Origin of the sequence: Bartonella occidentalis (assembly GCF_037070875.1) — a bacterium.
Taxonomy (GTDB): domain Bacteria; phylum Pseudomonadota; class Alphaproteobacteria; order Rhizobiales; family Rhizobiaceae; genus Bartonella.
Genome location: NZ_JAYMZJ010000002.1, coordinates 231,950 through 256,551, shown reverse-complemented (window position 1 = coordinate 256,551; position 24,602 = coordinate 231,950). Strand labels below are relative to the sequence as shown.

Annotated in this window: 23 protein-coding genes, 2 tRNA genes and 1 pseudogene; 12 read left to right on the top strand and 14 right to left on the bottom strand. The window is 35.1% G+C overall.

From position 1 onward, the window contains the following. Positions 1-64 precede the first annotated feature (64 nt). The 8 genes from WCP78_RS04650 to rpe all read right to left on the bottom strand — a co-directional run bounded on the left by WCP78_RS04650 (position 65) and on the right by rpe (position 7,439). Positions 65-304 carry a BolA/IbaG family iron-sulfur metabolism protein gene (locus WCP78_RS04650; protein WP_336279340.1) on the bottom strand — a complete coding sequence of 80 codons (240 nt, stop codon included), beginning with the start codon at positions 302-304 and terminating at the stop codon, positions 65-67. 64 nt (positions 305-368) lie between these two features. After that, positions 369-2,582: a phosphoribosylformylglycinamidine synthase subunit PurL gene (gene purL, locus WCP78_RS04645; protein WP_336279339.1), complete on the bottom strand. Its 2,214-nt coding sequence runs from the start codon at positions 2,580-2,582 to the stop codon at positions 369-371. A 295-nt stretch (positions 2,583-2,877) separates the two neighbouring features. After that, on the bottom strand, positions 2,878-3,549 hold the full coding sequence (gene purQ / locus WCP78_RS04640) for a phosphoribosylformylglycinamidine synthase subunit PurQ (protein ID WP_336279338.1): 672 nt from the start codon (positions 3,547-3,549) through the stop codon (positions 2,878-2,880). Between the two features lie 13 nt (positions 3,550-3,562). Further along, a complete protein-coding gene (purS, locus tag WCP78_RS04635; RefSeq protein ID WP_336279337.1) occupies positions 3,563-3,802 on the bottom strand; it encodes a phosphoribosylformylglycinamidine synthase subunit PurS in 240 nt (79 codons plus the stop codon). Positions 3,803-3,890: 88 nt separating this feature from the next. Then, on the bottom strand, positions 3,891-4,655 hold the full coding sequence (gene purC / locus WCP78_RS04630; protein ID WP_336279336.1) for a phosphoribosylaminoimidazolesuccinocarboxamide synthase: 765 nt from the start codon (positions 4,653-4,655) through the stop codon (positions 3,891-3,893). Between the two features lie 172 nt (positions 4,656-4,827). Next, the gene (locus WCP78_RS04625; protein WP_336279335.1) at positions 4,828-5,376 is read right to left on the bottom strand and encodes an RBBP9/YdeN family alpha/beta hydrolase; all 549 of its coding nucleotides are present in this window, start codon (positions 5,374-5,376) and stop codon (positions 4,828-4,830) included. Positions 5,377-5,446: 70 nt separating this feature from the next. Further along, positions 5,447-6,751, bottom strand: a complete 1,305-nt coding sequence (purB, locus tag WCP78_RS04620; protein WP_336279334.1) for an adenylosuccinate lyase — start codon at positions 6,749-6,751, stop codon at positions 5,447-5,449. Between the two features lie 10 nt (positions 6,752-6,761). Continuing rightward, positions 6,762-7,439 carry a ribulose-phosphate 3-epimerase gene (gene rpe / locus WCP78_RS04615; RefSeq protein ID WP_336279333.1) on the bottom strand — a complete coding sequence of 226 codons (678 nt, stop codon included), beginning with the start codon at positions 7,437-7,439 and terminating at the stop codon, positions 6,762-6,764. A 156-nt stretch (positions 7,440-7,595) separates the two neighbouring features. On the opposite strand from rpe, the gene WCP78_RS04610 reads away from it, so the two are divergent. Next, complete coding sequence (locus WCP78_RS04610) at positions 7,596-8,129, top strand: flavin reductase (RefSeq protein ID WP_336279332.1); 534 nt, start codon at positions 7,596-7,598, stop codon at positions 8,127-8,129. Positions 8,130-8,441: 312 nt separating this feature from the next. Further along, positions 8,442-8,858: an RNA polymerase-binding protein DksA gene (dksA, locus tag WCP78_RS04605; RefSeq protein WP_336279331.1), complete on the top strand. Its 417-nt coding sequence runs from the start codon at positions 8,442-8,444 to the stop codon at positions 8,856-8,858. Positions 8,859-8,908: 50 nt separating this feature from the next. Here dksA and WCP78_RS04600 read toward each other — a convergent pair whose 3' ends face one another. Next, the gene (locus WCP78_RS04600; protein WP_336279330.1) at positions 8,909-9,448 is read right to left on the bottom strand and encodes a hypothetical protein; all 540 of its coding nucleotides are present in this window, start codon (positions 9,446-9,448) and stop codon (positions 8,909-8,911) included. A gap of 210 nt (positions 9,449-9,658) precedes the next feature. Between WCP78_RS04600 and WCP78_RS04595 the strand changes: the two genes are divergently transcribed. Beyond that, positions 9,659-12,205 carry an ATP-binding protein gene (locus WCP78_RS04595; RefSeq protein ID WP_336279329.1) on the top strand — a complete coding sequence of 849 codons (2,547 nt, stop codon included), beginning with the start codon at positions 9,659-9,661 and terminating at the stop codon, positions 12,203-12,205. Between the two features lie 249 nt (positions 12,206-12,454). On the opposite strand, the gene purN is transcribed toward WCP78_RS04595, so the two are convergent. Both purN and purM read right to left on the bottom strand, forming a co-directional pair. Then, positions 12,455-13,066, bottom strand: a complete 612-nt coding sequence (gene purN, locus WCP78_RS04590) for a phosphoribosylglycinamide formyltransferase (RefSeq protein ID WP_336279328.1) — start codon at positions 13,064-13,066, stop codon at positions 12,455-12,457. Next, positions 13,063-14,148 (bottom strand): phosphoribosylformylglycinamidine cyclo-ligase, encoded by a 1,086-nt coding sequence (purM, locus tag WCP78_RS04585; RefSeq protein WP_336279327.1) that lies wholly within the window; start codon positions 14,146-14,148, stop codon positions 13,063-13,065. Before purM ends, purN begins: the two co-directional genes overlap by 4 nt. A gap of 151 nt (positions 14,149-14,299) precedes the next feature. On the opposite strand from purM, the gene WCP78_RS04580 reads away from it, so the two are divergent. From WCP78_RS04580 to WCP78_RS04560, 5 genes are all read left to right on the top strand, one after another. After that, entirely contained in the window at positions 14,300-15,502 is a 1,203-nt protein-coding gene (locus WCP78_RS04580; protein WP_336279326.1) for an AI-2E family transporter, read from the top strand. Further along, a complete protein-coding gene (gene hdaA, locus WCP78_RS04575) occupies positions 15,499-16,179 on the top strand; it encodes a DnaA regulatory inactivator HdaA (protein ID WP_336279325.1) in 681 nt (226 codons plus the stop codon). The genes WCP78_RS04580 and hdaA overlap by 4 nt, the downstream gene beginning before the upstream one ends. 774 nt (positions 16,180-16,953) lie before the next feature. Then, a tRNA-Pro gene (locus tag WCP78_RS04570) sits at positions 16,954-17,030 on the top strand. Between the two features lie 102 nt (positions 17,031-17,132). Next, positions 17,133-17,438, top strand: coding sequence for an ETC complex I subunit (locus WCP78_RS04565; protein WP_336279324.1), 306 nt, complete (start codon positions 17,133-17,135; stop codon positions 17,436-17,438). A gap of 38 nt (positions 17,439-17,476) precedes the next feature. Continuing rightward, a tRNA-Arg gene (locus tag WCP78_RS04560) sits at positions 17,477-17,553 on the top strand. Positions 17,554-17,755: 202 nt separating this feature from the next. Here WCP78_RS04560 and WCP78_RS04555 read toward each other — a convergent pair. Then, positions 17,756-17,821 (bottom strand): annotated as a pseudogene (locus WCP78_RS04555) (lambda exonuclease family protein); the annotation flags it as partial. A gap of 247 nt (positions 17,822-18,068) precedes the next feature. Further along, positions 18,069-18,437, bottom strand: coding sequence for an ERF family protein (locus tag WCP78_RS04550; protein ID WP_336279323.1), 369 nt, complete (start codon positions 18,435-18,437; stop codon positions 18,069-18,071). 2,235 nt (positions 18,438-20,672) lie between these two features. On the opposite strand from WCP78_RS04550, the gene WCP78_RS04545 reads away from it, so the two are divergent. From WCP78_RS04545 to WCP78_RS04530, 4 genes are all read left to right on the top strand, one after another. Beyond that, positions 20,673-20,801 (top strand): hypothetical protein, encoded by a 129-nt coding sequence (locus WCP78_RS04545; protein WP_336279322.1) that lies wholly within the window; start codon positions 20,673-20,675, stop codon positions 20,799-20,801. Positions 20,802-20,841: 40 nt separating this feature from the next. Beyond that, a complete protein-coding gene (locus WCP78_RS04540; RefSeq protein WP_336279321.1) occupies positions 20,842-21,105 on the top strand; it encodes a hypothetical protein in 264 nt (87 codons plus the stop codon). Positions 21,106-21,535: 430 nt separating this feature from the next. Then, positions 21,536-22,624: a DNA cytosine methyltransferase gene (locus WCP78_RS04535; protein ID WP_336279320.1), complete on the top strand. Its 1,089-nt coding sequence runs from the start codon at positions 21,536-21,538 to the stop codon at positions 22,622-22,624. Between the two features lie 5 nt (positions 22,625-22,629). After that, positions 22,630-23,424 carry an Eco47II family restriction endonuclease gene (locus tag WCP78_RS04530; protein ID WP_336279319.1) on the top strand — a complete coding sequence of 265 codons (795 nt, stop codon included), beginning with the start codon at positions 22,630-22,632 and terminating at the stop codon, positions 23,422-23,424. Positions 23,425-24,005: 581 nt separating this feature from the next. On the opposite strand, the gene WCP78_RS04525 is transcribed toward WCP78_RS04530, so the two are convergent. Beyond that, positions 24,006-24,197 carry a hypothetical protein gene (locus WCP78_RS04525; protein WP_336279318.1) on the bottom strand — a complete coding sequence of 64 codons (192 nt, stop codon included), beginning with the start codon at positions 24,195-24,197 and terminating at the stop codon, positions 24,006-24,008. Between the last annotated feature and the right edge of the window lie 405 nt (positions 24,198-24,602).

Below are 24,602 nucleotides of genomic sequence, written 5' to 3'. Positions count from 1 at the left end.
GAAGCACGCACTTACATTCAAACCACCTTTAAATCGTATTTATAGAATGAATGCAAGAAGAAATTTAAAAATCATTTGGGATACTGGTTTGAAGTGCTAAAGCATGTAGTGCGTCTCCCATATTTCCTTGAAGGGCATCATAAACCATTCTGTGTTGCTGAATACGGCTTTTTCCTCGAAAACTGTTTGAAATAACTTCTGCAGCATAATGTTCACCATCGCCAGCAAGGTCACGAATTATAACTTTTGCATCAGGAATACTTTCACGAATTAAGGCTTCAATTGCATGAGCACTCATTGCCATATTTATTCTCCTACATATTTTTATTATTCCTGTAAAATAGCATATAGCTGATAAAAAAGGATAATTATTTATTTTCACTCATAAACTTTGGAAACCAGCTTTCATAAGCTTCTGTGAGTTCTGATACTGAAAGTTTTAGTATCCCTTTTATATCAAGTGCATCACCTTCAACTGTACCAAGTTCTGTAAAAGGAATTTCATTTATCCGTGCTAAATTCTTAAAATCATTGAGTGCATGGGGGTTAATAGCTAAAAGGTAGCGCCCTTGATCTTCGCCAAAAAGCTCAGCATGATGCGGGAATGTGTTACTTAACTGTGCTTTAACTCCTTTACCTGCTTTAATTACCATTTCTGCAAGAGCAATTGCGAGTCCTCCATCAGAGAGGTCATGAGCAGCATGAACAAAATCACGATTAATAATATCTCGAACAAATTGTCCATGTTTCTTTTCAAGCTGTAGATCTACATGAGGTGGTGCGCCTTCTTCAATATTTAAAATGTTTCGCGCATAAATTGATTGTCCTAAGTGTGATCCGCAAGCCCCAATCAAAATAACACTATCTTTATTTTGCATACCGCTGATTGTTACCATTTTAGACCAATCATCAAGAAGTCCTACACCAGCTATTGTAGGTGTAGGTAGGATTGCTTCTCCGTTAGTCTCATTGTAAAGAGAAACATTACCCGAAACGATAGGGAAGTCGAGAATTCTACAAGCTTCACCTATACCTTTAATGGCAAAAACCAATTGTCCCATAATTTCAGGTTTTTCAGGATTGCCAAAATTAAGGTTATCGGTAGCTGCCAGCGGTTTTGCACCTGTAATACTGATGTTGCGCCAGCATTCTGCAACAGCTTGTTTCCCTCCTTCATAAGGATCAGCTTCACAATAACGAGGTGTTACATCAGAAGAAAAGGCGAGGGCACGTTTATCGTTATTGCTGACACGGATAATCCCTGCATCACCTCCAGGGGGGACAAGACTATTTCCTTGTATCAGTGTATCATATTGTTCATAAACCCATCTTCGTGAACTCTGATCAGCAGAATTTAATAATGTAAGGAGTACATCGGAAAAATTGTCGACTTTTTCAATATTTTCTACTTTAATAAAAGGTTTTTTAGCAGGCTCTATCCAAGGACGATCGTAAATAGGTGCTTCATCACCGAGTTCTTTAATTGGGAGATTGACGACTTCTTCTTCTCTATGAAATACACGGAAACGTAAATCATCTGTTGTTTTTCCGATAACAGAAAAATGAAGACCCCACTTATGAAAAATTGCAGCAGCTTGTTTTTCTAATTCTGGTTTAAGAACCATGAGCATGCGTTCTTGGCTTTCAGAAAGCATCATTTCATAAGCTGTCATGTTCTCTTCACGAACAGGTACTTTATCAAGATTAAGCTTTATTCCTAGATTTCCTTTTGCACCCATTTCAACTGCAGAGGATGTTAATCCTGCAGCACCCATATCCTGAATAGCAACGACAGCTCCCAATTCCATTAATTCTAAACAAGCTTCAAGAAGGCATTTCTCAGTAAAAGGATCTCCTACTTGAACAGTTGGGCGTTTTTCACTGATTGAATCGTCAAACTCGGCGGAAGCCATCGTTGCTCCACCAACGCCATCACGTCCTGTTTTAGCTCCAAGATAAACAACCGGAAGTCCTACTCCTTTTGCTTTGGAATAAAAAATAGAATCCGTTTTTGCTATACCGGCTACAAAAGCGTTAACAAGGATATTTCCATTATAACGTTTATCAAAATTTACTTCTCCACCAACCGTTGGAACACCAAAGGCATTGCTATAACCACCAATTCCAGAAACAACACCAGAGACAAGGTGGCGTGTTTTGGGGTGACTAGGATCTCCAAATCGCAATGAGTTCATAGCTGCGATGGGACGGGCTCCCATAGTAAAGACATCACGTAAAATACCACCAACACCTGTTGCTGCACCTTGATAAGGTTCAATGTAAGAAGGGTGGTTATGGCTTTCCATCTTGAAAACCACGCATTGCCCTTTACCAATATCAACAACACCAGCATTTTCACCCGGCCCTTGAATAACGCATTTTCCCTTTGTTGGTAAAGTTTTGAGCCATTTTTTAGATGATTTATAAGAGCAATGTTCGTTCCACATCGCAGAAAAAATGCCGAGTTCAGTAAATGTTGGCTCTCTACCAATTAAGGTTAAAATATGTTGATATTCATCATTTTTTAGGCCGTGTTGTGCAATTAATTCTGGTGTGATGGCAATGTTATTGCGGAGATTCATGAGTATTTTATTCCATAAAATTAATCTAATATTTAGTATTTTATTGTATTTAATCTAGCAGTTTAGAGTACAGCGATTGTGTTGTTTAATGATGAAATCGCTCATAATTCACTAATTAAGATTTTTGTCATGTGCTTGATAACTCAAAAAACAAAACAATCTTAAGATAAATTTTCATATTTAAAGCAATTAATATCCATTGTTGTCTATAAAGAATTGGGTTAATATGTTTACTCGTACAATAGAAAGATAATATAGATTTTTAAAATCATTAGGTAGAATAATTCCTTTTATATCATCCGTTTGCTAACTCTAGGGCACTTTGAAAAAGTAAACGCCCATCGCTACCACCATGTGCGGGTTCAATGAAGTTTTCAGGATGAGGCATCATACCAAGAACATTGCCAGTTTTATTAATAATACCGGCAATATCATTAATAGAACCGTTTGGGTTTGTATTTTCTGCATAACGGAAAACAATTTGTTCATTATCTTCCATTTGTTTTAGTGTTTCGTTATCAATAAAATAATTTCCGTCGTGATGAGCAACGGGACAACGAATGATTTGTCCTTTAGAATAGTACCGAGAAAATTTCGTATTGGCATTAATTACTTCAAGTTTTATTTCACGGCAAACAAATTTTAATGAAGCATTACGCATTAAAGTACCAGGCAATAATCCAGCTTCTAATAAAATTTGAAATCCATTACATATACCTATCACTGTAATACCTTTTTGTGCTTTTTCGCGCACAGCTTGCAAAACTGGTGTTCGTGCGGCAATAGCTCCACATCTTAAGTAGTCACCATAAGAAAAACCACCAGGAATAACAATGATATCTACGTCTGGGATTGTTGTCTCTGTTTGCCAAATTTTTAATGGCTCAACTCCTGTTATATGGGATAATGCTGCAATCATATCCCGATCACGATTTAAGCCAGGTAATTGAATGATAGCAGTTTTCATGGATTGGCCTTACTTAAAGGAGTTCTGTCGTGTAATTTTCAATGACGGTATTTGCGAGTAATTCTTCACACATCTGTTCAAGTTTTTGCTTTGCAGTTTCAACAGGCATATCATCAAGTTCAATATCAAAAACTTTCCCTTGGCGGATAGAGTGAATACCTTTGAAATTTAAACTTTTAAAAGCACCGACAATTGCTTCTCCTTGTGGATCAAGGACGCTGCTTTTTAAAGTAACGGTAATACGCGCTTTCATTTTAATGTCCTGTTGTTAAAAGTATTTTCTTTTGAAAAGCCAATACTTATATATAAAAGAAGGTAAATTTACATATGTTATCTTGTTTTTATTTCACTAAAACTGGGCCGCTCGGTCGTGGAGGCTCGTTTTCATTGATAATACCAAGGCGTTTTGCGACTTCTTGGTAAGCATTTATGAGTCCTCCCATATCACGACGAAAACGATCTTTATCCATTTTTTCTCGTGTTTGCATATCCCATAATCGAGCCGAATCAGGTGAAATTTCATCAGCAAGAACAACGCGCATCGTTTCGTCTTCCCATAGGCGACCAAATTCCATTTTAAAGTCAATTAACTGAATATTGATACCCGCAAAAAGTCCAGAAAGAAAATCATTAATGCGAATTGACAGCTGCATAATGTCTTCTAGTTCTTGCGGAACAGCCCACCCAAAAGCAGTGATGTGTTCTTCAGTAACCATCGGGTCATCAAGAGAATCATTTTTGTAATAAAATTCAATGATAGATTGAGAAAGAGGAGTTCCTTCTTCCAATCCTAAACGTTTGGAAAGAGAGCCAGCGGCAACGTTACGAACAACAACCTCCAAAGGAATAATTTCAACAGCTTTAATGAGTTGTTCACGCATATTTATACGCTTGATAAAATGCGTTGGGATGCCTAAGCGACCAAGATGGCTAAAAATATGTTCTGAGATACGGTTGTTTAAAACTCCTTTTCCATCGATAATTTCATGTTTTTTTGCATTAAAGGCGGTTGCGTCATCTTTAAAGAATTGAATATAAGTTCCTGGTTCAGGTCCCTCATATAAAATTTTAGCCTTGCCTTCATAAATACGGTGGCGACGATTCATTATGATTCTCTTTTAATTTGAGAAATTTAAATAGTTTTGATGAATTAATACTATCCTAATTGGTAAAAATTCTCAATGATTGCTACGGGACTTCTTACAATTTTTGTTATTTGTCTTTTTCGAGGAGAAATAAGATTATATAGGAATGTTGAAGAAAAGTGTATTTGTTTGATCAAAGCTTTGCGAGAAAATGTGAGAGAACTATAAGTCCTTCAGGCCAGGGGCCATGCCCAGACTTTACATTAATATGACCGGACTGCCCAGCATCAATAAAAAGTGCGCCCCAATCATTGGCAAGCTTTTCTGCTACTGAAAATTGGCAAAATTCATCATTGCGACTAGCTATGACTACGGAAGGGAAAGGCAATTTTGCATTGTGATATGGGCCAAATGTCTTTAAGTGTTGTGGATGTATTTTTTCATTGGTAACATCCGGGGGGGCAACAAAAAAAGCACCACAAACTTTTTCTGAATTCTGTACAACTGCATGAATAGCTGTGGGAACTCCTAAGGAATGGGCAATAATAGCAACAGGTTTTTGAGCTTCTGCAATAGCGGTTTTAACTTCATTGACCCATTCTTCACGAATAGGTTTTGACCAATGAGCTTGTTGAATGCGACGAGCTGTAGACAATTTTTGTTCCCAGCGTGTTTGCCAATGATCAGGATCAGATTCTTGATAGCCCGGTACAATGAGAATATCGAGTTCATTTGCTTTCATGAATTGTTTCCTTCATTATAATGAGCTTTAATAAGCGGACGATAACATATTTTGTTTGTATGAAATTTTATTACTGCCCAAATACGCGGTTAAAAATGGTGTCGATATGTTTTGTATGGTAACGAAGATCAAACTTTTCGCGAAGCTCTGATTCACTTAAGGCTTTTATAACATCTCTATCATTGAGCAATTCTTCTAAAAAATCTTTTCCTTGTTCCCATACCTTCATCGCATTTCGTTGTACAATTCGATAAGAATCTTCACGACTAACTCCTGCTTGCGTAAGAGCCAAAAGAACTCGTTGTGAATGAATAAGGCCACGAAATTTATTAAGGTTTTTTTGCATATTTTCTGGATAGACAATTAAATTTTCAATGACGGATGTTAATCGAGTAAGAGCAAAATCAAGCGTAATGGTGGCGTCAGGACCGATATAACGTTCAACAGATGAATGAGAAATGTCACGTTCGTGCCAAAGTGCTACATTTTCCATGGCGGGTAGTGCAAATGCACGCACCATACGTGCTAGCCCAGTTAAATTTTCTGTTAAAACTGGATTACGTTTATGAGGCATAGCGGATGAGCCTTTTTGACCAGGCGAAAAATATTCTTCTGCTTCAAGAACTTCTGTTCGTTGCAGATGGCGTATTTCTATAGCAAGTCTTTCAATGGATGAAGCGATAACACCAAGCGTTGCAAAAAACATAGCATGACGATCGCGCGGTATAATTTGGGTAGAAATGGGTTCAATGTGCATTCCCAATGCTTTTGCTACGTGTTCTTCAACGCGTGGATCAATATTAGCAAAAGTGCCTACTGCTCCTGAGATGGCACAAGTAGAAACTTCTTCACGTGCTGCAAGAAGACGTTCATGACAACGAAAAAATTCAGCATATGCAAGAGCAAATTTAATCCCAAATGTTGTTGGTTCGGCGTGAATACCATGGCTACGCCCAATAGTAATTGTTTCTTTATGTTCCAAAGCGCGCTTTTTCAATGCTTCAAGAAGCTGCTCTAGATCGTTTAGCAAAATGTCGCTGGCACGCATTAATTGTATATTAAAGGTTGTATCTAGGATATCTGAAGATGTCATTCCCTGGTGAATAAAACGAGCTTCTGACCCAATAAGTTCAGATAAGTGGGTTAAAAATGCTATAACATCGTGCTTGGTGATTGCTTCAATTTCATTAATGCGCTTGACATCAAATTCGGCTGCTGTTCCTTTTTCCCAAATGATTTTTGCTGCTTCTTTAGGAATAGTCCCCAGTTGAGCTAATGCGTCACAGGCGTGCGCTTCAATTTCAAACCAAATACGATATTTCGTTTCTGGTGACCAAATTTTTACCATTTCAGGACGGGAATAACGTGGTATCATGATTTTTTCCTTATTGTGAGAGGGTTGCAGCTTGGCGCAATGCATTAATATGTGTTCTATAAAGCTCTTTATTTCCATTTTTATTATAAATCGCAGAACCTGCGACAAATACATTTGCACCAGCGTTTGCAGCTATTCCGATTGTATCAACAGTGATACCACCATCAACTTCCAGATCAATAGGTCGATTAGCAATCATATTTTTAACTCGTTTAATTTTATCTTCCATTGCTGGAATAAAACTTTGTCCACCAAAACCTGGATTAACTGTCATAATTAAAATGAGATCTAATTGATCAAGTAAATAGTCAAGTACATGTTCTGAGGTGCTGGGATTGATTGAAATTCCCGCTTTTTTTCCCATTGCTTTGATTGTTTGTAATGAGCGATGCGTATGGGAGCTTGCTTCAGCATGAATGGTTATAATATCTGCACCAGCTTTTGCAAACGCTTCAAGATAAGGATCTGCCGGTGAGATCATTAAATGGACGTCAAATGTTGCTTTAGTTAATGGGCGTAGTGCTTTGACGATATCAGGACCAAAAGTAATATTAGGAACGAAGTGGCCATCCATAATGTCAAGATGAATCCAATCTGCGCCGGCATCAACAACATCCAAGACTTCTTGACCAAGTTTAGAAAAGTCAGATGCTAAGAGCGAGGGTGCAATGAGGTGAGGGCGAGGCATTAAGATCTCCTTAATTGGATTTTTAACATGTCGTTTTGTGTATTTAAAGATCATTTATGCTATGTTGCAAAAGAATACGAATATGCAATAAACTTTATTATTGAAATTTAGAAAGTTACTGTTAAGTGAAAGAAAAGCTATTTATAAGTGAAAGATATGTCAAATCATACAACACATTTTATTCCTGAACTTCAAAATATTGTTACTGTTTCCCCACAAGAATACCGAGATTCTATGAGTCATTTTGCAGGAGCGGTACATATTGTCACAACAAATGGCGTTAAAGGCAAGCGTGGCGTGACAGTTTCAGCTTGTTGTTCCTTGTCAGATGATCCTCCAACACTTCTTGTTTGCCTAATGCGTCATAATCCTAAAAATAAGCTGTTTATGGAAAACGAAAATTTTTGTGTTAATAGCTTAGCAGGAAAACACCGTTCATTAGCGGATATTTTTTCTAATCGCTGTAATTTGGCGCGAGATGAAGGTTTTGATGCAGCTCAATGGGGTACTTTACAGACTGGTGCACCTAGTCTTTTAGATGCTTTAGCGTCACTTGATTGTCGTTTAATTTGTTGTCATGAACATGCAACTCACTACGTTTTAATTGGTGAAGTTGTTGCAGTGAATCGTCATCAAGAAAAAGATGCTTTAATATATTTAAATCGAGGATATCACACTTTGCCTTTATAATTTTTGTTTTATTATGTGGCTATTGCTTCCAGTCCTTTTATTATTTCAATAATTGGGGAAATTGTTCCGTCTGACTCTTCATGTTGGTGTTTTTATCCTTTTATGGAATTTATATTGTGTGTGGCAGGAAAATATCTATGGAAGTCTATGATAAGTTTTATCATAAATAGAACAACATATTAATAAAAAGTTATTTGAGACTTAAATAGTCAAGTACATTTGTATACTATTTTAGGGAATGTATTTTTCCCTTGCGTTGATCGATGTTGCACAATATATAAACCGCGCATATCATATATGGAGGTTTATGGCATGAGCAAGCAGGTTGATGGCCAATATCGTCCTAGTGAAGATGAGCCTTTTATGAATGAACGGCAAAAGGCATATTTCCGTGCTAAGTTGATTTCTTGGAAAAATGATATTTTGAAAGAGGCACGTGAAACCTTGGAAAATTTACAAGAAGATAATGCTGGTCAACCGGATTTGACTGATAGGGCATCTTGCGAAACTAATCGTACAATTGAGTTACGAGCTCGTGATCGTCAAAGAAAGCTTATTTCAAAGATAGATGCAGCTTTGGAGCGTATTGATAATGGAACTTATGGATTTTGTGAGGAAACCGGCGAACCTATTAGCATAAAGCGTCTTGAAGCTAGACCGATTGCAGTTTTGTCGTTGGAAGCACAGGAACGTCACGAACGACGAGAAAAAGTTTATCGTGATGATTGAGGTCGATTGACAGTGATAAATGAATAAAATTAGGTACTAAATTGAATATTTTATTTTTTCTGGGAAGGAATAAATAATGATGGTTCTTGTCGTCCTTCAATTTCAGCGGTGATGGCCGAATCTTCTAGAGGATTATTTATTACTAAAGGTGTAGTTACATCGCATTGTGTATGTGTTGCTTCATTTGCTAGAACAGGTATTTTTTCTTCCTGGATAGGATTTTTGTTGTGTACTGTTAATGCTGGTCGTGTAGCCTTTTGTGATTTTGAATCACTTTTATTTGTGGTATTTGTATCTGTACCAATATTAGATTCTACAACAACATCTGTTTGTCCGCCAATCAAGATCAAATGCTCCGTACTATCACGACGTACTAAAATAAGACGGCGCGTCCGGTCGATAGCGATTGTCTCGCATATCGTTAATCGAAGTTGGCGTTTCTTTTTTCTAATGTTGGAACTTCCTGTATTTAAACGGTATAAAAACATGATAATTGCAGAAATAACTGCGATTATCATTATTAAAAACACAAAACTTATAGCTATGTTCGCAGCAGATGCGCCCATTTGGCTTGATAACCAGACACGCATGTCATTCCTCCCATTTATAATGGAAAATTCTTTATTGATGTATGTTTATAAAATACCTTTAAAAGTTCACTTAATAATATGAAAACGTGATTTTTTTTATATTGAGTGATTTACGTTAAGTCCATATTATCACGATGTATACTTTATAACAACGGTTATGAAGGCGATTTGTGGCATAAAAAATGATTATAATCGAGGCAAATAATGGAGATGAATAAAGTTTTTAAACGTATTGAGAGATCATCGTCTGCTTTTATACATTGGAAAGCCATGTTTTTTTGTGTTGTTTTTATTATGGTTTTTCTGTTCATTGTTGGTATTTTAGGTTTTTTTGATCAGCCAAGCTATTTTCAAAGAGTTATGTTGGTGTCTTTTTTGGCTTTAGCAGTTATAGGCGTTGCTGCACTCGTTTTGATAAGTTTGGGAGTTTTGAGATATAATTCTGTACAGTTGTTCCAAGATTTTGACCTTAATATCTTTAATAATATAGATGATACGATTATAATATCTGACATATCAGGCTTTGTTTATTATTCTAATCAAAATTATAAAAAAATTTTTACTTATAAGCCAGAATCCTCTTGTTTTGCTGTTATTGCTGACCTTCCAGGAGCTGGTGCGCTCTCGTACCGTTTAAAAGTGGCCGCATGTAATAATCTTACAGCGCGGGAAGAGTTAAAGGTAGAAAAGTCAATTTTTCTCCATTCTACACAAAAAAATCCCACCCAGTACAGTATTTCTGTTCAGCCTATAATAACGCGGAAAAAAAAGCTTTTATTTTGGCATATCGCTGATATTTCACATTTACAGAAATGTCGTGAAGATTTTTTTTCGAATCTTCAAGAAGCAATTAATCATTTAGATCAAGCTCCTGTTGGTTTTTTCTCTGTTAATAGACAGGGAATGATTCTTTACGCAAATGCAGTTTTTGCTGAATGGTTTTCAATCGATTTAGCAAAATTTGCTGTTGGCCAATATAATTTTGATCAACTGTTTGGTAGTGTTGAAGCTAATAGTACATGGAACGATATTTGTTTGCAAAACAGTAAATATCAAAATTCAGATTATGCTATGCCTTATACATTTTCTCTATGTGTAAATTCAGATATCAGCAGTAAGAGAGTATTAAATTGCTTTATGTGTGCTTCTTCATTCTTAGAGGATGAGGCCATTTATCGCATTGTGATAATACCAATGCCAATACAAATAAAAGAAGATGATGATCAATCAAAATTATTGGGCTCATTAGTGGAGTACTTCGATGTAAGCCCTTTTGCGATAGCGATCGCAGATTCAAAAGGACAATTAGTTCGTATAAACGGAGCTTTTTCATCATTAATGGGATGCGCAAATGGAGCTATTGTTAACCTTTGTGATATTATATCTCACCGCGATAGTGAACAATTGAAGCGTGTATTTAAAAAAATTACAAAAAATAAAAATTATCCAGTTTCGATAGAAACAGTTTTAGAGAGCAATGAAGAATGCCATTTGCGTATCCATGTTATGCCTGTAAGGTCACATCATAGTGGTTCATTACAAAATTTTGCTGTTATATCTGCTATAGAAACCACAGAACAAAAAACACTTGAAGATAAAATGATACAAAGTCAAAAAATGCAAGCTGTTGGGCAATTAGCTGGTGGTATTGCTCATGACTTTAATAATGTTTTAACAGCAATTTTAATGTCGTGCGATCTTCTTTTAAACACGCATCGTAGCTCTGATCCAGCGCATGCTGATTTGATTAATATTAAAAATAATGCTAATCGTGCGGCTGCGCTTGTGCAACAGTTGTTGGCTTTTTCTAGAAAACAAACGCTCCGACCTGAAAAAATTGATTTTACAGAATTGTTATCAGATATTCGTAATCTGATATTACCTCTTTTGGGCAGTAATATTCAATTGAAAATTATTCATGGGAGGGACTTGTGGAGTGTTGAGGTTGATCAAGCATCCTTCCAGCGTGTTATTATGAATTTGGTTATTAATGCGCGCGATGCTATGTCTGATGGAGGCGTGGTTACAATTGCAACAAACAATATTACCAAACAACAGAGTACTGAATTTGATCATGTTGGTTTTTCAATTGGTGAGTATGTGCAATTGAGTATTTCAGATACAGGAACCGGTATCTCAGCTTCTATACAAGAAAAAATATTTGAACCATTTTTTACAACAAAAGAAGTTGGGAAAGGGACTGGTCTTGGTTTATCAATGGTTTATGGAATTATTAAACAGACGGGTGGTTATATTTATTGTGATAGTAGAGAAGGTGAAGGAACAACATTTCATATCTTTCTTCCTCGTTATATTCCTGATACTGACGGTGAAATTTCTCAGCAGATAGAAAAAGTAGAAGAGCAGGAAAAAAATACAGATTTAACAGGATCTTCAACTGTTTTATTGGTTGAAGATGAAGATTCTGTTAGAATGGGTGAGGTAAAGGCGCTTCAAATGAGAGGATATACTGTTTTGGAAGCAGCAAGTGGGGTTGAAGCACTCGCTGTTCTTGAAAAAAATGAGGGTGCTGTTGATGTCGTTGTTTCTGATGTAGTCATGCCAGAAATGGACGGGCCGACTTTGTTTAAAGAAGCCCGTAAAAAATATCCTGATATCAAATTTATTTTTGTTTCTGGATACGCAAAAGATGCTTTTACTAAAAATCTTCCACAAGATGCTGTTTTTGTTTTTTTGTCTAAGCCATTTACACTTAAACAGTTAGCTCTAGCCGTAAAACAAACTCTTTCACAATAAAATAAAAAAATTATTTATTTAAAGGTTCTTATTAAAGTCTTTTTAAAAGATAGTTATAAAGAAAATAAATTGAATAAGTGCGATTAAGTTAGAGAATTATAGTGAAAACTCGAAAAACTATATTGTACATTCTTGTACAACATATTTGCAGAGAGAATAGATTTAACTGTATCAAAGTTTTTAGATAGTTAAAAATATAAGAGTCGCAAATTAATTAGGATATGATATTGGCATATGCGGACAGCATACTCAAAACGATAAGAGCTGTTGTTCAGCATCTGCCACTTTGTCATTGCCTTCAATAAATGTTTTTAAAGCTTCTGGATAAAGTCTATGTTCAGCTTTAAGAACTCTCTGGTTTAAGCTATCAACGGTATCGTTAGGGCATACTGGAACGGCTGCTTGGGCAATGATCTGTCCTGAATCCATATCTTCTGTAACAAGATGAACGGTACAACCAGTAATTTTGACGCCCGCTTGTAAAACTCTTTTATGGGGATTTAAGCCTTTAAATGAAGGTAAAAGGGAAGGGTGAATGTTTAAGATTCGCCCTTCATAAGGTTTTATAAAATACGATGAAACGAGGCGCATATAGCCAGCAAAGCAAATGATATCTGGTTTATATTTTTCCAAAGTTTTCAAGATAGCTTCTTCGTGGGCTTTTCTAGTCGTATAATTTTTATGATCAACAACATGCACAGACAAATTGTTATTATGCGCTCTTTCAAGGCCGATAGCGTGAGGGTTATCACAAATGATAGCGATGATTTCAGCAGGATATTCTGGTTGTTTGCTGGCTTTGGCAAGAGCAACCATATTTGATCCATTACCGGAAATAAAAACAACAACTTGTTTCTTCATAAATTGAGTACACCTTTATAGACAGTTCCTGTATCTTGGCGTTTTGTTAAAATGCCAAGCGAGGTAACAGTTTCTCCTTGCATCTCAAGTGCTTGTGTAATTGTTTTAACTGCGTTTTGCTCTACTATGACGATCATACCAATACCACAATTGAATGTCCGTAACATCTCTGTTGTTTCTATTCTACCTTGCTTGGCAATCCATGAAAAGACTGGTGGAACATTTATACTTGAAAGATTAATTTCAGCACAAAGTGAGGATGGAAGTACACGCGGAATATTTTCAAGAAAACCTCCACCTGTGATATGAGCGAGAGCTTTAACTCCTTCATAATTTCTTATAGTTGATAGGAGAGATTTTACATAAATGCGTGTCGGTGTAAGAAATTCTGTACCAAAATTAATTTGTGGATTAAAAGGGGTAGGATCATCCCATTTTATATTATTTTTCTGAATGATTCGTCTGACAAGAGAAAGTCCGTTGGAATGAATTCCAGACGAACTAAGACCTAAAATAATGTCACCTTCTGTAAGATTTTTTGAAGGTAATAATGCGTTTCGTTCTACAGCTCCTACAGCAAAGCCTGCTAAATCATAATCCCCTTTAGCATACATATCAGGCATTTCTGCAGTTTCTCCTCCAATAAGAGCTGCACCTGCTTGTTGACATCCTGCCGCAATTCCAGAAACTATTGCGGCACCCTGTTCAGGATCAAGCTTTTGAGTTGCAAAATAATCGAGAAAAAAGAGAGGTTCAGCACCTTGTACGAGCAAATCATTAACGCACATGGCCACAAGATCAATACCGACAGTATCGTGAATACCTGTTTCAATGGCAATCTTTAATTTTGTACCTACACCATCATTAGCTGCTACGAGGATAGGATCTATAAAGCCTACGGCTTTTAAATCAAATATTCCTCCAAATCCTCCGATTTCTGCATCTGTACCTGTTCGTTTTGTTGAGCGTATGTAAGGTTTAATTTTTTCTACCATAGCATTACCCATATTGATGTTTACACCAGCTTTTGCGTAGGTAAAACTATTATTAGATTTATCATTTATGAGATCTTGATTGCTCATTGGAGCCTTCCTTATGAAAAATCAGGTTTGGATGTTATGCAATGCCATGATAGAATTGTTTCTGCAAGAGATATTGATATTTAGTATTTAAGAAATAAGTGACTTTGTGTGAACCATACGGGAAATTTATTTGTGAGTTTTTTGGGATATTATGTGTAAAATACCAGGTAATAATGATTCTGCTTCGCAGCTAATGAAAAAAAAAATAAGTGAAAATAAGGCGTTTCGCCATTATATGGCTTCTGTGCCTGCTTATACTCAAGTACCATTACCGAATAAAAAACAAATTTTTTTCTGGCTTGGCACATTATCTTTTTTCGTTCTCTTTATGTTTATTTTTGGATCGATTTTACTTCCTTTTGTGGCAGGAATCGTTTTAGCCTATTTTCTTAACCCTGTTATTCAACTCCTTGAAAAAGTTGGTATTAATCGTGCCTTTGGTACGATTCTTATTACCTTATTTATTGTTGTTATTTTTGTTGCTGCTTTAATAATTTTAATTCCTATTATCAATTGGCAAATACAGCAATTCATGCGTGATGGATTACCAGTTTATATTAGTCGTATTCAAACTTTTTTTGTTGAGCATGATTTTGATTGGGTTAAGCGTTATTTTGGCGGTGATCAAAGTGAATTACAAAATAATATTAGAGGAATTTTGGGACAAGGATCTGACTTTATTACTTCTCTTTTGAATTCACTTTTGCAGTCAGGAAAGTCTATAGTTAATGTTGTCAGTTTGTTTATAGTAACACCTGTAGTGGCATTTTATATGTTATTAGATTGGCCACGTATGGTTTCAGCGGTTGATTCTTGGATACCACGTGATCATCTTGAGACTGTTCGCAGTATTTTTCATGAGATGGATAGAGCTATAGCCGGATTTGTTCGTGGACAGGGGACAGTTTGTTTAATATTGGGAGGGTATTATGCTATTGGTTTGACTGCTGCAGGCCTCAATTTTGGTCTTTTGATTGGTATGTTTATTGGTCTTATTAGCTTTATCCCTTATATTGGGACAATGAGTGGTTTTGTATTATCTGTTGGTGTGGCATGGGTTCAGTTTTACCCAAATAATTGGGGTTGGATCGTTGTTATTATAGTTATTTTTGTTATTGGCCAATTTGTTGAAGGATACGTTCTTCAACCAAAACTTGTTGGTTCATCAGTGGGGCTTCATCCAGTATGGTTGATGTTTGCACTTTTTGCTTTTTCCTCATTATTTGGTTTCACTGGTATGCTTGTTGCTGTTCCTGCTGCTGCTGCTGTTGGTGTTTTAGTCCGTTTTGCTCTTCATACTTATCTGAGTTCTCAGATGTATTCGCCAAGTGGCGATTCGGAGCCGATAAAATGAATGAGCGTGAAACACAATTGCCATTAAACTTTCCTTATACATCGATTTTTCAATTTGATGATTTAGTGGTAACAGACAGTAATCGTATGGCTTTTCAGCTTATTAATCATTGGCCACATTGGATTTTACCTATTGCAGTTTTGGTTGGAAAAGAAGGATCTGGAAAAACACATTTTTCTAATATATGGGCGCAAAAAGCCAACGCTTTAACCATTCATTGCGATGAGATTGATCAAGCTGCTACTATGGCTGCTTCAGGAAGGCCATTTTTAATTGAGGATATTGATGCGGGTGAAATCAGTGAAATAGGACTTTTCCATTTATTTAATAGTGTTAAACAAGCCAATCTGAATATGCGTCACGCTACCTTATTGATAACTTCACGTACAATACCTTCTATGTGGGATTTAAAATTAAATGATCTTAAAAGCCGCCTTAATTCTGTTATGTTAGTGGCTATTGATCAGCCTGATGAAACATTGTTAACAGCTATTGCTTTTAAGCTTTTTGCAGATAAACAGATTATTGTTCATCCAGATACTGTTCACTACCTTGTAAGTCGTTGTGAGCGCTCTTTATTTTCGTTGAAACGTATTATTGATTCTGTTGATCGGTTGGCATTGCAAAGAAAAAGTAAAATAACGCGTGCTGTTATAAGTGAAGTTCTCAACATGTAAATTCAGTAAATTTTGCTTGTAATATGCAAAAATTTTTATTTGAAGGTACTGATGTTCTATTATGCTCCAAATATAACAAATGATTACGGAGTCATATGATTCATTACTTTTCTACATTTGTTAAATCAAAAGTGATTCTTTCTTTTTTTTGCTCTGCCTGACAGTATTTTTTCATTTTTTGAGATGTATCCAATTACTGTTTGAATGGTGTTGTGATTTTCAATTTATAACGTTGTATTATTTTTTATTGCACGGATATGCGTGTATTAAAAAATTTATTTTAGCACGGACAAAATATTTTTTTGCTTTTTATAGTTTAGGTGAGAAAGTGTTTATTTTTTAGTTTTGGTATTGGTATTATTAAGGGAATCTAAACCTTTTTAAAAAGTAAACAGCTGGAAAAGCAAAAATTTTTAATCAGTTTTTATGATGAGCACTATGTCTATATTATCATATTAATCAGGTTGGAGCTTCGTATTGTTTTTGGTAGTGTTTAGACCGTTTTAATTGTTAAAATTATACTTATTAGATGTTTTGGGGTGTTGAAATGTTTTTAAAGCAATGTAAGAAGCTATAGGGTTTTGTGCAAAACTTAATTATTTATTTGCGTGTGTTAATTTTTATTAATATCATTCTATCAGGTTGTCATTTAGGAAAAAGATTATAAAAAGAGTATATTAATAAAAAATGGAATAAAATTTTTAAAAAACGTGTTTTTTTCTTGCACTTCTGTTGTTAAAATTTTAGGGAATATGCACTAAATAGTATAGATGGCGGAGCGTAGCGCAGTCTGGTAGCGCACCTGATTTGGGATCAGGGGGTCGTAGGTTCGAATCCTATCGCTCCGACCATGTCTTTCGGACATAGGAGCATGGTTCAATTGGGTGCGCAAGTGGGTTTGTGATAAGAAAGTCATCTGTTTAGGCTTTGCGCGGTTCTAAAGGGAGATAACCATGATTGCACGTATTTATAGTCCTGCAAAAACTGCCATGCAGTCAGGTAGAGCGAATGTTGGGTTTTGGTTTTTGCAGTATGAACCAACGCAGGCAAAGATGCTTGAACCTCTTATGGGGTATACAGCAACGTCTGATATGAATAATCAGATCAAAATCCGGTTTAATAGCAAGGAAGAGGCAATAACCTTTGCACTCAAAAATGCTATCCCTTATCGTGTAGAAAAAACGAATAAACCGATTCGGAGGGTTGTTTCTTATTCTGATAATTTTCGCAGTGATAGGCAGCAATCTTGGACACATTAACAACAAGGGTATTATTTGGGGTTAGAGAGTAATTCGTCGGTCCCGTAGCTCAGCTGGATAGAGCAACGGCCTTCTAAGCCGTGGGTCACAGGTTCGAATCCTGTCGGGATCGCCAGTTTTGAATAAAAACAATAGATTATATAAAAGTTAGGGGGGAAGGGTGATTCTTTTAACTAACTTTGTTACCTATCACGAATTTTTTAAAGCTTTTTGATTGCTTTGAAGGCAAGCTTTTTTCGGTCAGCACTTTTTGTATAAAGCGATGTTGTTCTATTTTCAGTTCAGTTGTATTTGTCATATTTTCTTGTAGGCTTTCATTGAGCTGTTATATTGATGACACTGTAAATATTTGAGGCAGTGACTTTCCCTAAGCGGGTTTGAAATCATTCTGCTGTTCTTATGTTTTATCTTACATCGCTGCTTTCTGCATCTGTTTGCTCCTCTTTTTCAGGGTTGTTCTGTTATGTTTGTAATGGTGAAGATTTCTGATTTTTTTAGCTTTTGTTTTAAACAATCTAAAGCTATTTGTGCTTGCCAGTAAGACAGGTCTGCCAGGCTTTTGCCTTACAAAAGAAAGCAGTTTTTCTTTGATAGAGTTTGTTTTTATGATGGGATGTTAAATTTCTTTGATTATTTTATTGGATCAGTGTTATAAATTTCAGGAGCATTTTCATTTGTATCATCTTCTGTGCTGACTACATTTAACAATATGTTCAAAAAATATCTTCGTGCATAGGTAATTGTTGAGCCAATAGACTGTATGTTTGATTTTTTTCTCTTAAAATCAATAGGAAATCTGCCTTCTGTTAATAGTTTGCTTCCTGTTGGGTGTTTAAGGTTATTTCTATAAGATTCTGTCTTGGGTTTGTTATTTAATGAGAAAACAGGGAAAAGCGATGTTTTAAAAGTATACTTCACCTTATCAATATACGGATTAAATGTAGCATAATGAACTATTGGTGTGAGGGGTTTTGGCATTTTTTGATTTTCTTTTTGCATGCTTGAAAGATCAGAGAACAAAGTTTTTATAGTTTTGTCTTTCTATTTTCCGATCTCTCAGGCTAAGAAGATGCTCTAAACGATTAATATCCATGTCATTTAGTTAACGCTTTATCTAAAATTTTATTTAGAGATGTGGTTTTTGTTTAAGATGTCGTACAGCGATTTTAGCCTCTATTATCTTGGTGTCAGGCATATTGATGGTTGCAATAAGTGCTATACCATAACTCATATATTTCCTTTCATTTACGCGCAGTTCACCTGTGGCGTAAATCACGCGTTTGTTTAAAGATTGTTTGAGTTGTTAAGATTTTATCTTTTGAGGTTGTATGATCTTATGGGTAAGATCGTTTTGCCTCATAGTTTAGTGTTTTTATCTTGAGACGGTTTCATTTCTAGAGATTTTTACAGTAGCATCAATTTTGACATTTCCGCACCTGGTGGAGTCACCAAGCTAAAAAATTCTACATTCTCTGAAATTCTCATACTACAATCAATAATTGTATCATGGTATATTTTTCTTGATCATGAATGATAGTGTTGTCACGTACTTTAGCATGACCATCAATCCAGCAGTCTCCATCATGTGGCAGATCCATTCATGCTCGATTCAACTCCCTAAGATACCTGCTTTATATTTTTAAAATCTCTAACAGTTTTAATTGATGAAAATTGAATCCATTAATTTTGATTTTTTCATGACTTTTCTGCTTAATTAATTTAATATATGTTTTACTTTTATAATTTTTGAGAAAGAGCGCCATTCCATTTAGTGTAGATGTATTGATTGTTTAAATAGGTTATTTATGGATTGCAGAGGTGTTCTTTAAGACAGATTTGAGAAACTAAAGTGTATCACAAAGGTGCAAGCGATGTTTTTGCTCATAGTTACCGTACATTACATTCTTATATTGTTGTTTTACTCTATTTAAAAAATAGCCGTGTGCTGTACCGTTTAAAATGAAAACGCCTTTAGGGAATTAGAGTGCGTCATAAATGTACAAATGATGTTGCTGTTCGTAAGTATCATCCATTGCATTTTCGTATTGTTGCTTTGCTTTTTCGTCTAAAAAACAGTCATATGTCATGCTATTTAGAGTGAAGCCGTTATATACGCTGGATTCAGAACATAAACTTTTACATGCTTTAATATAGAATTCAGCCATATCTTCTTCTAGGATATTTGTACAATGATTATTTATTGGTTTGATGCGGAAAATTTGTGCAGCATTATCAACGGTGTTAATAAAATCGATACTGTTTTTTTTCATAAAACAGTTTCGACAAAAACAGCAAAATGCTTGGTGTAACTCAAGCGGCTGTCTGCAAGTGAAGAAAAAGAAGAGGCTCTATGTCTCTGATCAATTATTTAAATTTACAGCAAGAGCTGCAATAAAAGATTCCTCAATGGAAAGGCTATTCTGATTCTGTACCTTCTTGCGTTGATAGTTCCAGTTTGAAGGTCAAATTATACGAATTCATCCACAGGAAAATATAAATTAGAATTGAAAAAGGGGAAAGGCATGTCAACAAGATTTCCTTGGACAAAGCTGTTTCCGTAATATTTGCATAATAGTGGATTCTTGATCTTGCCTATTTATCTTCTGCTGAAGGTAACATCTATTATGCGTTTGCGGTTACAAATGCTGCGTATAGGAGTAGGAGAGCCTTTTTAAACATTCTTAAATTTTTGGCTCATTACGCCCGGGTATGCCAGTAAAAACTTTTGTGAAAGCATGAGATATTTTGCTGAGTACTGGTTATGTAGTTTGTTTAGAAGATGGTTGCTTGTGGAATTTAGATGTTGAAATAGAATTTGAAAGGATTCGCATATCTCAGGTGTGTAGTGCAGTTGGCAAAAAGAGTGTACAAGCAAGAGCGCTAAAAAATAAGACAAAACAATCTGTTAATAATTTTTCTGAAGCAAATTTTGAATGCGGGAAGGAACAAAAGGAAATATAAATACAAAAACTAAAATTATCATTTTAGCAAAAAAGAAATTGATTTTGAGGTGTCAAAAAAACTTTTTCCATTCATGAGCTAAATGGCAGTGATGCATCAATACGCTTTCAGATAAAAATGAAGTCTTCAATGTAAGCAGTTTTTCAGAAATCATTGACATTATGAACTACTCCCCATTCATGAGAAGGCATTGCTTCTCTGAAAGATAAGTGGGTTAAAGCGGATCGAAGCTGTCGGCTACCATATGATTTTTAGCCTGATTACAGCTTTGCAATGAAGGAGAGGTTTACTAGAGAGGTTGCCAAAATTGAGGCAGAAAAATTTCGAGATTATTTGAACGCTAAAATAGGTAAAAATGCTATCAAGCTCGATTGGCAAGCAACGTGGCGTAGCTTGGATTAGGCACTTAAAAGTTATAAAAATAGCAAAATAGGTGTTAATTATGGAAGTTTTCCTCAGAGACAAAAAAGCGTTGGTGAGCGCATCGCAGATAGTATCCTTGATATCGAAATTAGAGGTTACTTTGAAGCATATTCGCGAAATGATAACCCCTGGATTTTCTCTAGTTTTGAAGAATGGAAATAAGTTAATGCAACAGCAAGAAATGATTGCTTTATCGTTGTACGATCAGTTTCAAGAGCTTTGTGCTATAAAAGCCGAAAAAGAGGGTATTGTAAAAGCTATCCGCATGTTTTCATATGGTTAAAAATGCCGCAAAATTCTGATCATGAGGGGATGGCGCTTATGTATGGAATGTTTCTAGAAACTGTTTCAGCATAATCCTTGATGAAAGTGGTTAAACAGATTTTGTGTGATGAAATAGATGATTTATACGATGCGTACTTTTGAAGCACTCGTCAGCTTATGAGGCTGTGTCATGATCTAAAAATAGTCTTTTGATAAAAGAAAGTGTTGTTTGCAAAGCTGTTTTGAATGCAAGTGAAAAAACACGAAAGAAAAAATAGCGAGAGAGAATCTTGAGCCATTCAAGCAAGAGAAGCTTTAATTTGTTTCTTCTTTTATTGCATTTTACTGAGTTTTTTTATGTGTAAACATAGACTTTGAGAATGGAAAAGTTTTATGAAGTATTTTAAAATGCTCAGGATTTATTCTATAAAAATTGTGAGATTAAGTAAATGTTTCGAGGTGCTAATTACAGCGTGATAGAGTTATTTGCTGGCGCTGGTGGCCTTGCATTAGGTCTTGAGCTTGCTGGTTTTTCTACAAAATGTTTAGTTGAAATAGATGAATGGGCTGTAAAAACCCTTAAACACAATAGACCAAAATGGAATGTCATAAAAGATGATATTAGGAATATATCGAATATTGGCATTAAGAAGATTTTGAAAAATAATGTAGAAATTGATTTGCTGTCAGGAGGGTATCCGTGCCAATCTTTCAGTTATGCTGGTAATAGATTAGGAATTAATGATGTTCGAGGAACTTTATTTTTTGACTTTGCAAAGATACTGGATGAAATAAAGCCTAAAATGTTTTTGGCAGAAAATGTTAGAGGATTAGTATCACACGATAAAGGACGCACATTATCTATTATGCTTAATGTGTTTGAGGATATTGGGTATGATGTCTCATATAAAATGATGAATGCGTTAGATTACGGAGTTGCTCAGAAAAGAGAAAGAATTATTATCGTAGGTGTTAGAACTGATGTTAAATCTGTTGTCGATGAGGATTTTGAATATCCAGCTCCTTACAAGCATAGACTCGTACTAAAGGATGTATTGCATAATGTACCTGCCTCTCCTTGTATGTCGTATCCTTCTAGAAAGAAAGAGATTTTTAAACGTGTTAAACCTGGTGGATGTTGGAGAGATTTGCCTGATCATTTAGCAAGAGAATATATGAAAGGATCTTATTATCTTGGAGGTGGTAAAACCGGAATTGCAAGAAGGATGAAATGGGATGAACCTGCTTTAACTGTTTTATGTAATCCTATGCAAAATCAAACTGATAGATGCCATCCTGATGATATAAGACCGTTCAGTGTACGTGAAAATGCAAGAATACAATCATTTCCTGATGATTGGGAGTTTATGGGAACGATTTCTCAACAGTACAAACAAATAGGGAATGCGGTGCCCGTTAATATGGCAAAAGAAGTAGGAGAATGTATTAAGAAATATCTCGATAAATATTTTAAAAAAATCATGTGCGTATCGGATAATTCGGACAAAGAGAGTAGTTTATACAAAGTGTTATTTTGAATTCAATGCGAAACTATAATTTAAATTTTATAAAAAGTGATGATCTCTTTCAGCATGTTAAAAAAACTATTGAAGGATATAGATTTGAGGTTGATAGCGATCGATTTAATAAGAATATTGTTGACCCGATAAAACTTACATTTGATGCAAAAGTGTATAAAAAAAACATTGATGAAATAATAGAAGCTGAGTCAATGCGTCAAATTGATAAGACGAATAATAATTATATAGGCTACTTTCAACAGAATATCTTTAAATATCTTTATAATAAAAACGATAAAAATATTAAGTGGATTGTTCCTAAAAAAGGGTTTGATGTAATTAATGAAGAGGATAAAATTTACGTAGAGATTAAAAATAAACATAACACTATGAATTCTTCTTCTTCTCAAAAAACATACATAAAAATGCAAGATAAGGTTTTAAAAGATAGTAATAACAAGTGTTTCTTAGTTGAGATTATAGCAAAAAAAAGTCAAAATGTTAAATGGGTTGTTTCATTAAATGGAGTAACATCATCCAATGAAAATATAAGGAGAGTGTCTATAGATAAATTTTATGAAATAGTGACTGGAGAAGAATATGCCTTCAAGCAGCTTGTTGAAACGTTGCCTATGGTTATAGATGATGTGCTAAACGACATTGGTTTTAAAACTATAAAAAATATGGTTTTAAGTGGGTTTAAAAAATCAAACGGTGATGCTTTTCTTAGCGATAATGACCTTCTTAAAGCTATATATTTAAAATCATTTAAAGGATATAATGGTTTTGATAATTTAAATATAAATTTAAACCTTTAAAATAATCAAGATAGTTTAAAATACAGTTAAGAGCTAATATTTTTAAAAGAGCTATTTCCGTGTACGGTCATAAATAAGACATTAGGAAGGTGTGCGGATCACTTTCAGCTAAGATTAAAACTATTATCAATCATGAACTGCCCATAGATGAGATTAATAAAGGTATCAAATACTATTGGAAGAAGCTAGGAAATCAGTGTTTTTACAATAAAAGAAATCTTTATCACATTTGCAGTTGTTTTAATATCATATTCAAATTAATTTAAAAGGATTATTCTAATTAAATCTTCAAATCACGAAATAGATCATTTATATTTTTTGCAACATATATACATTTTTCTTTATGATTTTTTTCTATTGTTTCAGCTGTTAATTTATTAAGTTTTTTGTGATTTTTCGAAGTGTTATAAGTAACTCACTTTGATCTTTATCAGCTAAAATGACACCATAGTGGCTGCAGCCATTCTAGTGTTGTCCTGGAATACTTCAGCCATTGCATCATCATGACTACAGTCTTTCATCTTTATACCCTCTTTTAACCTTAAAGACATTCTTGTCTTTTCAAAAGGTAAAGAGGAAGTTTAAGCGATATCCTTCATTATAATAACTACCTGTTTTCCAAAAATTGTTAGTTTTTGTTCTAATGTTTGAAGTTTAGTCGGATAGCTTGGATTAAGAATGCGTCTTGCTTCTGTTGCGGTTAGAGCTGATTCTGTTTTTGTAATGCAGGATTCGCTAAAAGTCTCTATATCCCTATCTTCAAGGCATTCCAAGCATCTACCGTTACCGCTATGAGGACTTGATATTGCTGTGGTGTAGGTCAATGTAAACAGAGCATAGAATGGCTTCTTAAGCCTAAAAGCTTCAGTTGTGTTTTTTAACGCTTCAGCTCGACTTTTCCAGCTGTTATGGTTTCTAGAATTATTGGTGATAGATCGTGCACTGTTTGTTCAAATTTACTGAGAATTATAGAAAAGTACGGAGAGATCAAGCTGGGATGGTATGGTAATAATTAATATAAAACCCAAAAAGAGTAATTCTATTAAGTTGATCGAATTGCTTAAACAAACAAAGGTGCCTCTTTAGATTGTCCCAATTGCTCATATTGGCAGAGAAAGTGATGATAGTGCAAAACAAGGTGGCAAGCTACAGCTACGCAGATAAGCTACAATACAAAT